Below are 12,754 nucleotides of genomic sequence, written 5' to 3' on the forward strand. Positions count from 1 at the left end.
ATCTCATAGGCGCTGCAAAACTCAAGACATGCACCCACAACCCACACTAATCATCAAAAATTCTGACAACAATCGTCTTCCATCATCAGCCAAAACGGGCATAAATTCTCTACCGTCAACCCCCAGCACCAACGGTAGAGCCCAATGCCCAGCCACCACCAAACGCCCGCCTCCCCTGCCCTGGACATCCTGATCCAGCGCTCCGCCCTGCCCAGCCCTGCGCTCAGCGAGGCCCAGGCACACGCCTTGCTGAAGGCGCACTACGGCCTGGCGGGCAACCTGTCATCGCTGGGCAGCCAGCAAGACTTGAACTTCCGCGTGGATGCCGCCCAGGGCCGTTTCGTGCTCAAGGCCTGCCACGGCAGCTATGCCCAGGTCGAACTGGAGGCGCAGCATGCCGCGCTGGCGTACCTGCGCGAACAGGGCTTGCCGGTACCCGCAGTGCGCCCGGCGCAAAACGGGCAGGCATTGCTGGCCCTAGACATCGACGGGCAACCGCTGCGGGTGCGCCTGCTTGACTACATCGACGGCCAACCGCTGACCCGCCTCAAGCACATGGCGCCGCGCCTGATTGCCGAGCTGGGCGGGCTCTGCGCGAAAGTGGATCAAGCCTTGGCCGAGTTTGACCACCCCGGTTTGAACCGCACCCTGCAATGGGACCCGCAGCACGCGCAGGCGTTGATCCAGCACCTGCTGCCGGTGCTGCAAGACGCCGGGCAACGCGCCCGTGTCGAGCAAACCACTCAACTGGCTGCCGAGCGCCTGGCGCCGCTGGTGGAGCAGCTGCCAAGCCAAGCCGTGCACCTGGACATCACCGATGACAACGCCGTGTGGGCCCGCGATGACGAGCGCCAGTGGCAGGTGCAGGGCGTCATCGATTTTGGCGACCTGCTGCGCACCTGGCGCATTGCCGACCTCTCGGTGACCTGCGCGGCGCTGCTGCACCATGCCGAAGGCGACCCACTGCGCATTCTGCCGGCGGTGCGGGCCTACCAGGCCCTCAACCCGCTGAGCGAAGCCGAGCTGCGCGCCCTGTGGCCGCTGGTGCTCAACCGCGCCGCGGTATTGGTGCTGAGCAGCGAGCAACAGCTGGCTGTAGACCCGGGCAACCAGTACATCCGCAACAACATCGCCCACGAATGGGAAATTTTCGACACGGCTACTGCTGTGCCATTCGCGCTGATGGAGGCGGCTATTCTGCAGGCGGCCGGTGTTCAACCTAGCCGGCCCGACCTGGCCAGTTGCGCGCCCCTGCTGCCTGAACGGGTCGGCCAGCCGGTGGCTCGCCTTGACCTGGGCGTGCTCAGCCCGCACTGCGAAGCAGGCAACTGGGAACAGCCAGGCTTCGACCAACGCCTGCTGGCTGCACAACCGGCCCCGGCGTGCACGCTGCATGGCCAGTATCGCCTGTCACAAACCCATATCGACCGCGCTGAAGAACCTGCCACCTGCGCGCTGGGTGTCGAATTGCATGTGCCCAACGCCAGCACCGTGCAGGCGCCGCAGGCCGGTACCTGGCAGCGCCATGGCGATGGCCGCGGCTGCCTGCGCACACTCCACTGGAGCCTGTGGCTAGGTGGACTGGAGGATGCTCCGGCAGATGGGCAGGCCCTGGCAAAAGGTCAAAAATTGGGCAGCAGCGGTGGCTTGCTCAGCATTCAGCTGTGCCTGGATAACGACGCCCGCCCGCCGTTTTTCGCCACCCCCTCCCAGGCTGCAGCCTGGCTGGCGCTGTGCCCGTCGCCTGCCGCGCTGCTGGGCTTTGATTGCGACGCCGAACCGCTTCCCGATGCACAGGCGCTGCTGGCACGTCGTGATGCCAGCTTCGCCCGTTCGCAAAAGCACTACTACGCGCAACCGCCCCATATCGAACGCGGCTGGCGCAATTACTTGATCGACATGCAGGGCCGGTCTTACCTGGACATGCTCAACAACGTGGCCGTGCTTGGCCACGGGCACCCACGCATGGTGGCGGAATCGGCGCGGCAATGGTCGCTGCTGAACACCAACTCGCGCTTCCACTACGCGGCCATCGCCGAGTTCTCCGAGCGCCTGCTGAAGCTGGCACCAGCAGGGTTCGACCGGGTCTTTCTGGTCAATAGCGGCACCGAGGCCAACGACCTGGCCATCCGCCTGGCCTGGGCCTACAGCGGCGGGCGCGACCTGCTCAGCGTGCTGGAGGCCTACCACGGCTGGTCGGTGGCTACAGACGCCATTTCCACCTCTATCGCCGACAACCCGCAAGCCCTGGAAACCCGGCCAGACTGGGTGCACCCGGTCGAGGCACCGAACACGTTCCGTGGGCGCTTCCGTGGCGCCGACAGCGCCGCCGACTACCTGCGCGACGTCGACGCCAAGCTGGCAGACCTCGATGCCCGTGGCCGCCAACTGGCCGGGTTCATTTGCGAGCCGGTGTACGGCAACGCCGGGGGCATCTCGCTGCCAGCGGGCTACCTGCAGGACGCCTACGCCAAGGTGCGCGCCCGCGGTGGCGTGTGCATCGCCGACGAGGTGCAGGTGGGTTATGGCCGACTGGGCGAGTACTTCTGGGGCTTCGAGGAGCAAGGGGTGGTGCCCGACATCATCACCATGGCCAAGGGCATGGGCAACGGCCAGCCGCTGGGGGTAGTGATCACCCGGCGCGAAATCGCCGAGGCGCTGGAGGCGCAGGGTTACTTCTTCTCATCGGCGGGGGGCAGCCCGGTCAGTTGCCGCATCGGCATGGCGGTGCTGGACGTGATGCAAGAGGAAGGGCTGTGGGACAACGCCCGTGACACCGGCCGCTACTTCAAGGCGCGCTTGCAGGCGCTGGTCGACAAGCACCCGCTCGCAGGTGCGGCGCATGGCTCGGGCTTCTACCTGGGGCTTGAGTTGGTGCGCGACCGGCAGACGCTGGAGCCGGCGACCGAGGAGACCTTGCTGCTGTGCGACCGCTTGCGTGACCTGGGCATCTTCATGCAGCCGACCGGCGACTACCTGAACATCCTCAAGATCAAGCCCCCGATGTGCACCACACGGGCGAGCGTGGACTACTTTGTCGACAGCGTGGACCGTATCCTGTCGGAAGATCTGTAACCTGCCCGTGAGGGATTGTTATAGGCTGTGAGGCCAGTGCCTTCGCACTATCCCGATCCCCTGTAGGAGCAGCCTTGTGCTGCGAAGAGGCCATAGGACCGCACAGTGAATCTTGCTGCTGTCACCGGCCTCTTCGCAGCACAAGGCTGCTCCTACACGCTACGCGGCTCAACCGATCAATCAGGTTTTCTGACAATGGCCTTCACCAGCGACTCACTTGCAGTTTTTCTGGCCGTACTGGAGGCAGGGTCGTTTTCCGCAGCAGCGCGCAAGCTGGGCCGCGTGCCTTCGGCCGTGAGCATGGCCATCGCCCAGCTGGAAGCCGAGCTGGACCTGGCCCTGTTCGACCGGGCCACGCGCAAAGCCTTGCCAACCAGCGCCGCCTTGGCCCTCGAACCCCAGGCCCGGCAGGTGATCTGCCAGCTCAACCTGCTCGACGCCCAGGCCCTGCAGCTGCACAAGGGGCTGGAAAAGCGCTTGACCATCGCCATGGCCCCCGAGCTGCAAACCGGCCGCTGGAGCCAGCCGCTGGAAACCCTCGCGCAAGAATTCCCAAGCCTTGAGATCGAAGTGCGTTCGGCCACGCAAGCCGAAGCGATTCGTTTGCTGCATGACGGCAGCGTGCAGCTGGCGCTGGTTTTCGAACGGCCCGGCATCGATGAACGTGAGTCGTTTCTTGAAGCAGGTAGCCAGTTGCTGGTCGCCGTCGCGTCCCCCCGCCACCCCGCCGGGCGCAACAGCGGCACGCCACTGCCCGAAGAAGCCTTCGCCGAGCAACGGCAAATCATCGTGGCCTCCGGCAAAGCCACCGGCTCCGACCCGCGCATGGTGTTGTCGCGGCGCATCTGGCTGACCGACAGTTATCTGGCTACGCTGGATCTGGTGCAATCCGGCCTGGGGTGGGCCTACCTGCCGCAGCCGCTGGTCGAACCGTTGATTGCCTCGGGCGCCTTGGCCGAGGTGCGCTTCGACAACATGGCCAGCCGCTTACGGCTGTGGGTCGACATCATCTGGGTCAAACCGCGGCCCCTGGGCCTGGGCGCGCGGCGCTACCTGGAAGTCGTACGGCAACTGTTCGAAAAGGAGCCGCCAAGGGCCTGACCACGCGCAATGGCCGTCTGGCCGACAACCCGCGGGCACGCCCGCAAGCGAGGCAAACATGCGTCCTTTGATTAGAGCGTTCTACCTGCTGTCGCTGTTCACCTTCGCCAGCCTCGCCCAGGCGGCCGAAACCCCCAGGCAGATCGTCGACGCCTACATGGCAGCCTGGAACGCCCATGACACCGAAAAGGCCGCCAGCTACCTGGCCAAGGACGCCGAGTACTTCGACGTCACCGTCGGCACCCCGCAAAAGGGCCGCGAAGCCGCACGCGACAACGTGATCAAGGTGTTCGTGGGCGCCGTGCCAGACCTCAAATGGAAGATCAACGGCACGCCGATCGTCGACAAAGACGGCATCGCCTTCCAGTGGACCTTCAGCGGCACCAACACTGGCGCCTGGGACGCGCAAACGCCCGCCACCCACAAAGCGCTGTCGTTCGATGGGGTGAGCTATGTGAAGGTCAAAGACGGCAAGATCATCTACCAAGGGGACTACTACGACGCCCTGGGCTTGCACAAGCAGTTAGGGTGGTAACAGCGGCCGGCATCATCAGGCGGGCGCGACCAACCGGTAGCCGACGCCCGCCTCGGTGATGATGAAACGCGGCGCCATGGGGTCATCCCCGAGTTTTTGCCGCAGGTGCCCGACCACGATCCGCAGGTAGTGGGTATCGTCCACATGGGTCGGCCCCCAAATATCCTTGAGCAACTGCTGCTGGGTAATCACCCGGCCCGGGTGCCCGGCCAGCTGGGCCAGCAACGCATACTCCTTGCGGGTCAGCGCCACCTCCACGCCCTCCAGGGTCACACGGCGGAAGGCAAAGTCCACGGTCAACGGCCCAAAACTGGCCGCCACCTCGCCCCCGCCGGCCTGCGGCACCTGGCGCAGCAAGGCGCGCACCCGCGCCAGAAACTCCTGAATACCAAACGGCTTGGTCACGTAGTCATTCGCGCCGCCGTCCAGCGCATCGACCTTCTGCACCTCACTGGCCCGCACTGACAGCACCAGCACTGGCACTGCGCTCCACTCACGCAGTTCGCGCAGCACTTGCTGGCCGTCCATGTCCGGCAGGCCGAGGTCGAGCACCACCAGGTCGGGCTTGCCCAAGGCAGCCTGCGCCAGGCCCTCGCTGCCGGTGGCGGCCTCGATCACCTTGTAGCCCTGTGACGTCAGGCTGATGCGCAAAAACTTGCGGATCTGCGGTTCGTCGTCGATGACCAGGAGGGTGGCGGACTGGCTCATGGGGCTTCGCTTTCGGCTTCAGGTTGAGGGGGCAGCGGCAAGCATAAAGTGATGCCGGTGCCCTGGCCATCGATCCCTTCACCCACCAGGATCTGCCCGCCATGGGCGCCGATCATGCCCTGGCAGATCGCCAGGCCGAGGCCAGTGCCCTGTCCGCCCCGGTCACCGCGGGCGGCGGTGTAGAACATGTCGAAAATCTTCTCCCGCTCGGCCACCGGAATGCCGGGGCCCTGGTCGCTGACGGCAATGCGCAGTTGTTCACCCTGCACCGCCACCTGCAGGTCCAGCCGCCCCTGGGCCGGCGAGAAGCGTGCAGCGTTCTCCAGCACGTTGACCAAGGCCTGCTCGATCAGCGCCGCATGCACGAACAGCAACGGCAGCTCGGCCGGCACATCGGTGTGCACGCGCAGGGGCGCAAGCACCACCCGCAGGCGGTTCAGCGCACTGCCGACGATGTCTGCGGGGGCCACCCAGTCGCGGGCCAGCTTGAGGCCGCCATGGCCCAGGCGGGTCATGTCGAGCAGGTTCTGGATGTAGCGGTCCAGGCGCTCGGCCTCGTTGCGGGTGCCTTCCAGCAACTCGCGGCGGTCGTCCTCGGGGATTGCCTCACCCAGCGCCAGCAAGCTGTCGATGCTGCCGCGCATGGCGGTCAAGGGCGTGCGCAGGTCGTGGGAGACCGAGGCTAACAAGGCACTGCGCAGTTGCTCGGTTTCGCCATGCAGGCGCGCCGCTTCCAATTGTTCGGCCAGGCGGGCGCGGGCCAGAGCTTGGGCCAGGGGTTGGCCGAGGGCCATGAGCAGGCGCCGGCGCTGGGCGCTGAGCGGGTCGCCAGAGCGCGGGCGCACGCCGAGCAAGGCCAGCGGATGGTCATCGACCGCCAGCGGCCACCACCACCAGCGGCCATTGGGCAAGGTGTCGCTGCCATGGCCCGCCGCCTGCCCGTGCTGCCAGGCCCACTCGGCGGCGGCGCGCTCGTTGTCGCTGAGGCCGTGGGCCTCGCCGCTGGCCAGGTGCAGCTGGCCTTCGGGGTTACGTTCGAGCAGGCAGACTTGCACATCCTGCCAGCCGTCAAGGTGTTGGCCGGCGGCGTTGAACACCGCTTGGCGGTCGGCGGCAACGGTCAGGCGGCGGGATAAATCTAACAACTGATTGGTCTGCGCCTGCGTCTCGCGCAGCGCCTGCAACTGGCGGCGCTGGCGGGCCGCAAGGTTGCCGGTGAGGGCCGCCATCAGCAGGAAGAACACCAGGGTCAGCACGTCTTCCTCGCGCTGGATGCTGAACGAGAAATTGGGCGGGATGAACAGGAAGTCGTAGGTCAGAAACGACAGCGCGGCGCAGGCCAAGGCCGGCCCCAGGCTGCTGCGCACCGCTACCAGCAGCACGGCGGCAAGGAACACCAGGGAGATATTGGGCAGCGCCAGCACGCTGGACACGGCCCACGACAAACCGGCCGCCAGCAGTGTGGCAAGCAGGGCCAGCAGGTAGTGCCGCCACACCCATACCCGTTGCACCGCCGCACTGGCCGGGGCCGGCTGGGCATCGCGGTCGAGCACGTTAATCTCCAGGCCGTGGCTTTCGCGCAACAGCCGCGCCGCTACACCGGCGCCGAAGAAGCGACGGCGCAGGCGATCACGCGACTGCCCCACCAGCACCAGGCTGGCACGCCGCTCGCCGGCATGCTGGATCAGCGTGCGCGCCACTTCACCGGCGCGCAGCAGCACCACTTCGCCGCCCAGGCGCTCAGCCAGTTGCTGCGCGGCTTGCAGCCGTTGGCGTGCGGCTTCGTCGCGCAGCTTACCGTTGTCGACGTGCACCAGGCTCCAGGGCAAGTGCCGGCGTTGCGCTACGCGGCTGGCGTGGCGCACCAGGCGTTCGGCCTGGTCGTCGCCATCGATGCCCACCAGCAGGCGCCCGCGCAGGGCCGGAGCCTCCTGCCCGCGCTGGCGGTAGCCGTGGGCCAGGTCGGCGTCGACCTGGGCGGCGGCGGTCTGCATGGCCAGCTCGCGCAATGCGGTGAGGTTGGTCTGGGAAAAATAGGCATCGATCGCAGCCCGCGCCTGCTCGGGCACGTACACCTTGCCTTCGCGCAGGCGCTCCAGTAATTCGCGCGGTGGCAGGTCGATCAAGACCAATTCGAACGCTTCCTGCAGTACCCAGTCCGGCAGGGTTTCGCGCACCTGCACGCCGGTGATGTCGCGGACCTTGTCGTTGAGGCTTTCCAGGTGCTGGACGTTGACCGTGGTGTACACGTCGATGCCGGCGGCGAGCAGTTCCTGAACGTCCTGCCAGCGTTTGGCGTGGCGGCTGCCGGGGGCGTTGGTGTGGGCCAGTTCGTCGACCAGGGCCAACGCTGGTGCGGCCTTGAGCAGGCCGTCGAGGTCCATTTCCTCAAGGGTGACACCGCGGTACTCGCTGCGCAGCAGGGGCTGCTGGGGCAGGCCACCAAGCAGCGACTCGGTTTCGGCGCGGCCATGGGTTTCGACGACCCCGGCCAGCAGGTGTACGCCCTGGCGTTGCTGGCTGTGGGCGGCTTGCAGCATGGCGTAGGTCTTGCCCACACCCGGTGCGGCGCCAAGGAACACCTTCAGCCTGCCGCGGCCTTCGCGCGGGAGGTTGGCCAACAGCGCGTCTGCGCGGGCGGAATCACTCATGTTTCATCCTTAGATTGTGCGGCGATCGGTGAATCTGGGCCTGCTTTGCAGGCCTTCGCGGGCAAGCCCGCTCCTACAGGTAACGCGCCACATTCTGCAACTGCGCTATTACTGTGGGAGCGGGTTTACCCGCGAAGGGCCGCAACGCGGCCCAACTGTCAGCGGCCCAACCTCTCCAGGGCCTGGTTCAGCGCCAGGACATTGACCACAGGCGGCCCGATCAATGGGTGGAGGGTGGCCTCTTCCACCAGGGCTTGCAAGCGCTCAACGGGCACCTTGCGGGCCGCTGCCACACGCGCTACCTGATAAGTCACCGCCTCCGGCGGCAAATGCGGGTCCAGGCCACTGCCTGAGGTAGTCAGCAAGGCTTGCGGCACAGGCCCTTGCTCAGCCCGGTACAGCCTTGCGGCCTCGCTGCCTACCCGCTCGGCCAGCGCCGGGTTGCTCGGCGACAGGTTGCTGGCACTGCTGGCAACCGTGGCATAAGCCCCAGCCGAGGGCCGCGAATGGAACCAGCCATCGCCTTGGAAATCCTGGGCGATCAGTGCCGAGCCGCGCACCTCGCCGCGCGCGTCACGCACCAGGCTGCCATTGGCCTGTTCAGGGAAGGCGACCTGGGCAATACCGGTCACCGCCAGCGGGTACAACGCGCCGGTGACCAGCGTCATCAACAAGGCCAGGCTCAAGGCCGGGCGTACATAAGTGTTCATGGCGGCCTCCTCAGACCAGGTGCAAGGCATTGAGCAGCATGTCGATCAGCTTGATCCCGGCGAACGGCACGATGATCCCGCCCAGCCCGTAGATCAGCAGGTTGCGCCGCAGCAGGTGGGCCGCGCTCGCCGCATGCACCCGCACACCGCGCAGCGCCAGCGGGATCAACACGATGATGATCAGCGCGTTGAACACGATCGCCGACAAGATCGCGCTCTGCGGGCTGGCCAGGTGCATCAGGTTGAGCACGCCCAGCTGCGGGTAGATGGCCGCGAACAACGCCGGCAGGATGGCGAAGTACTTGGCCACGTCGTTGGCAATCGAGAAGGTGGTCAAGGCGCCACGGGTCACCAGCAGTTCCTTGCCCACTTGGACCACGTCGAGCAGCTTGGTCGGGTCGCTGTCCAGGTCGACCATGTTGGCCGCCTCACGGGCTGCCTGGGTGCCGTCGTTCATGGCCATGCCCACATCGGCCTGGGCCAGCGCCGGGGCGTCGTTGGCGCCGTCGCCGCACATGGCGACCAGGCGGCCGTCGTTTTGCTCCTGACGGATGCGCGCCAGCTTCTTCTCTGGGGTGGCCTCGGCCAGCACGTCATCGACCCCGGCCTCGGCGGCAATGGCAGCGGCCGTCAGCGGGTTGTCACCGGTCACCATCACGGTGCGGATGCCCAGCTTGCGCAGCTCGGCAAAGCGCTCGCGAATACCGGGCTTGACCACGTCCTTGAGGTGGATCACCCCAAGCAAGCGCTGGTCGACACACACCAGCAGCGGCGTGCCGCCACTCTGGGCAATGCGCTCGACCTCGCGGGCCAATGCCGGCGGCATTTCCAGCCGTTGCAGGCCAACGAATGCCAGCACCGCATCGACAGCACCCTTGCGGTAGCGGTGCTGCTGGAAGTCGACACCCGACAACCGTGTCTCGGCGCTGAAGGCGATCGGTACGAGCTGCTGCCCGGAGGGTTCGACGAAGTCGTGCAACTGCCGCAGGTACTCGACGATCGATTTGCCCTCGGCCGTGTCATCGGCCAGCGAGGCGAACAAGGCGCCCTCCCCCAGCTCCTTGGCGGTGACGCCCGGCGCGGCATGCAGCGCGCTGCAGCGGCGGTTGCCGAAGGTGATGGTGCCGGTCTTGTCGAGCATCAGGGTGTGCACGTCGCCCGCAGCTTCCACCGCGCGGCCGGAACGGGCAATGACGTTGAGCCGGACCAGGCGGTCCATGCCGGCAATGCCAATGGCCGACAGTAAGCCGCCGATGGTGGTGGGGATCAACGTCACCAACAGTGCGGCCAGGAAGATCAACGGCAGGCTACCGCCGGCAAAGTGGGCGAACGGCTGCAGGGTCACGACCACGATCAGGAAGATCAGGGTCAGGCCAATCAGCAGGATATCCAGGGCAATCTCATTGGGCGTTTTCTGGCGTTTGGCCCCTTCGACCAAGGCGATCATGCGGTCCAGGGTCGATTCGCCAGGGTTGCTGGTGATGCGGATCAGCAACCAGTCAGACACCAGCCGCGTGTTGCCGGTGACCGCCGAACGGTCGCCGCCGGACTCGCGGATCACCGGGGCCGACTCACCGGTGATGGCCGCCTCGTTGACCGCCGCGATACCTTCGATTACCTCACCATCACCCGGGATCAGTTCACCCGCGATCACCTTGACCACATCGCCCTTGCGCAGCGCGGTCGCGGCAACCGTTTCGAAAGCGCCAGCGCTGTCGCGACGCTGGGCACTCAGCCCCTGGCTCCCAGCCTTGAGGCTGTCGGCGCGGGCCTTGCCACGGCCTTCGGCGAGGGCTTCGGCGAAGTTGGCGAACAGCACGGTAAACCACAGCCACAGGGCAATTTGCACCGCTACTGTTGTGCTCACGCCACTGCCGGGGGAAAAACACAACACAGTGGTCAGCGCGGCAGTCAGCGCCACCACCAGCATCACCGGCGAGCGCCTAAGCTGCCGAGGGTCCAGTTTAACGAAGGCCTGGATCAGGGCCGGGAGCCAGAGCGCGGCGAAGCGGGTCTGGTCTTTGGCGCTGTGGGGGGCTTTTACTTCAGGAATGGGCATGTTCATGGTGGTTCCTCAGAAGCCCAGGCTCAGGTGTTCGGCAATTGGCCCGAGGGCCAAGGTCGGCAGGAAGGTCAGGCCACCCACCAGCAGGATGGTCACCAGCAACAGGCCGGTGAACAGCGGGCCGTGGGTGGGGAAGCTGTTCAGCCCCTGGGGTGCGCTCTTTTTCGCCGCCAGGCTGCCGGCCAAGGCCAATATCGGCAGGATGTAGCCGAAGCGGCCGACCAGCATGGCCAGGCCGATCATCAGGTTGTGGTACACCGTGTTGGCGCCAAAACCAGCAAAGGCCGAACCGTTGTTGGCGGTGCCGGAGGTGTAGGCGTACAGCAGTTGGCTAAAGCCATGGGCACCGGGGTTGCTCACCGCCGCCGCCGGGCCCGGCAGGCTGGCGGCGATGGCGCCCAGCACCAGCACGCCGACCGGCATCACCAGCAAGGTCGCCACCAGCAGTTGCACCTCACGCGCTTGCAGCTTCTTGCCCAGGTATTCCGGGGTACGGCCAATCATCAGGCCGGCCAGGAACACGGCGATCAGCACGAATAACAGCATGCCGTAGAGCCCCGCACCGACGCCGCCGAAGATCACCTCGCCGACCATCATGTTGACCATCGCAACCATGCCGGTCAGCGGGTTGAGGCTGTCGTGCATGGCATTGACCGAGCCATTGGAGGCTGCCGTGGTGGTCACTGTCCACAGCACCGATCCGGTGGTGCCGAAGCGGCTTTCCTTGCCTTCCAGCGGCGCGCTTTGCTGCACCTGCGCGCTCTGCAAGGCCGGGTTGGGCTGGTATTCGGACCACAGCGCTGTAGCCCCACCGATAAGGAACAGGCTCAGCATGCAGGCAAGAATCGCCCGGCTCTGGCGCAGGTCTTTCACGTAATGGCCGAAGGTGAACACCAGCGCCGCCGGGATGAGAATGATCGACGCCACCTCGAACAGGTTGCTCCACGCCGTGGGGTTTTCGAACGGGTGTGCCGCGTTGACGCCGAAGAAGCCGCCGCCGTTGGTGCCCAGCTGCTTGATGGCGATCTGGCTGGCGGCCGGACCGAGCGGGATGGTCTGGTCAGTGCCTTGCAGGGTCAGTGCGTGCGCATAGTCGGCAAAGGTCTGCGGCACACCCTGCCACACCAGCAGCAGCGCCAGCACCAGGCACAGGGGCAACAACCCATAGAGCGTGGCCCGGGTCATGTCGACCCAAAAGTTGCCCAGGGTGGCGGCCGAACGGCGGGCAATGCCGCGGCACAGGGCCACAAGTACTGCCAGGCCAGTGGCAGCACTGACGAAGTTCTGCACCGTCAGGCCCAGCATCTGGCTCAGGTAGCTGACCGATGACTCGCCGCTGTAAGCCTGCCAGTTGGTGTTGGTGACGAAGCTTACGGCGGTGTTGAACGCCAGCGACCATTCCTGCCCGGGCAGTTGCTGTGGGTTGAGCGGCAAGTAGCCCTGCAACAACAGCACGGCAAACAACAACAGGAACCCGGCCAGGTTGAAGGCCAGCAACGCCAGGGTGTATTGCTTCCAGTTCTGCTCCTGGTCGGCGCGTACGCCTGCCAGTCGATAACAGGCCTGCTCAACCGGGCCCACCACCGGTGACAGCCAGGTGCGCTGGCCTTCCATCACCTTGTAGTAGAACCGCCCGAGCCAGGGTGCCGGTAGCAGCACGATGGCGAAAAGCGCCAGTAACAAGGCAAAGTCGTAACTGTGCATGGCCACTCCCTAGCTGCGATCGGCGCGCAGCAGCGCCATCAGCAGGTAAATCGCCAATGCCACTGCCAGCAGCAGTGACAGCCCGTCGAGCATGTTCATGTGTGGAGCTCCCCGTGGTGCGGCGCTTGGGCCGCTTTGGGGAAATTGTCCGAGGGAGGGGCGTAAAGGGGCGAGACCGAGGGATGGATCAACGCATAAAGAATGC

Annotated in this window: 9 protein-coding genes; 3 read left to right on the forward strand and 6 right to left on the reverse strand. The window is 66.0% G+C overall.

All coding sequences use genetic code 11. The features are described 5' to 3' along the window. The first annotated feature begins 144 nt into the window (after positions 1-144). The 3 genes from MFF34_RS19585 (at position 145) to MFF34_RS19595 (ending at position 4,711) form a co-directional block, all read left to right on the forward strand. The gene (locus MFF34_RS19585; protein ID WP_238215954.1) at positions 145-3,075 is read left to right on the forward strand and encodes an aminotransferase; all 2,931 of its coding nucleotides are present in this window, start codon (positions 145-147) and stop codon (positions 3,073-3,075) included. A gap of 195 nt (positions 3,076-3,270) precedes the next feature. Continuing rightward, positions 3,271-4,176 carry a LysR family transcriptional regulator gene (locus tag MFF34_RS19590; RefSeq protein ID WP_027592843.1) on the forward strand — a complete coding sequence of 302 codons (906 nt, stop codon included), beginning with the start codon at positions 3,271-3,273 and terminating at the stop codon, positions 4,174-4,176. Between the two features lie 58 nt (positions 4,177-4,234). Then, positions 4,235-4,711, forward strand: coding sequence for an ester cyclase (locus MFF34_RS19595; RefSeq protein WP_238215956.1), 477 nt, complete (start codon positions 4,235-4,237; stop codon positions 4,709-4,711). 15 nt (positions 4,712-4,726) lie between these two features. Here the strand turns inward: MFF34_RS19595 and MFF34_RS19600 are convergent, their stop codons facing one another. The 6 genes from MFF34_RS19600 to kdpF all read right to left on the reverse strand — a co-directional run bounded on the left by MFF34_RS19600 (position 4,727) and on the right by kdpF (position 12,648). After that, a complete protein-coding gene (locus MFF34_RS19600; RefSeq protein WP_027592845.1) occupies positions 4,727-5,419 on the reverse strand; it encodes a response regulator in 693 nt (230 codons plus the stop codon). Then, a complete protein-coding gene (locus tag MFF34_RS19605; protein WP_238215958.1) occupies positions 5,416-8,070 on the reverse strand; it encodes a sensor histidine kinase KdpD in 2,655 nt (884 codons plus the stop codon). Before MFF34_RS19605 ends, MFF34_RS19600 begins: the two co-directional genes overlap by 4 nt. A 158-nt stretch (positions 8,071-8,228) precedes the next feature. Further along, positions 8,229-8,780 (reverse strand): potassium-transporting ATPase subunit KdpC, encoded by a 552-nt coding sequence (kdpC, locus tag MFF34_RS19610; protein WP_238215960.1) that lies wholly within the window; start codon positions 8,778-8,780, stop codon positions 8,229-8,231. A gap of 10 nt (positions 8,781-8,790) precedes the next feature. Then, positions 8,791-10,845 (reverse strand): potassium-transporting ATPase subunit KdpB, encoded by a 2,055-nt coding sequence (gene kdpB / locus MFF34_RS19615; protein ID WP_238215964.1) that lies wholly within the window; start codon positions 10,843-10,845, stop codon positions 8,791-8,793. Between the two features lie 9 nt (positions 10,846-10,854). Beyond that, entirely contained in the window at positions 10,855-12,549 is a 1,695-nt protein-coding gene (kdpA, locus tag MFF34_RS19620) for a potassium-transporting ATPase subunit KdpA (RefSeq protein ID WP_238215966.1), read from the reverse strand. 9 nt (positions 12,550-12,558) lie between these two features. Next, positions 12,559-12,648: a K(+)-transporting ATPase subunit F gene (gene kdpF / locus MFF34_RS19625; protein WP_033693985.1), complete on the reverse strand. Its 90-nt coding sequence runs from the start codon at positions 12,646-12,648 to the stop codon at positions 12,559-12,561. Positions 12,649-12,754 lie beyond the last annotated feature (106 nt).

This window comes from Pseudomonas sp. PAGU 2196 (assembly GCF_022179005.1).
Taxonomy (GTDB): Bacteria; Pseudomonadota; Gammaproteobacteria; order Pseudomonadales; family Pseudomonadaceae; genus Aquipseudomonas; species Aquipseudomonas kermanshahensis.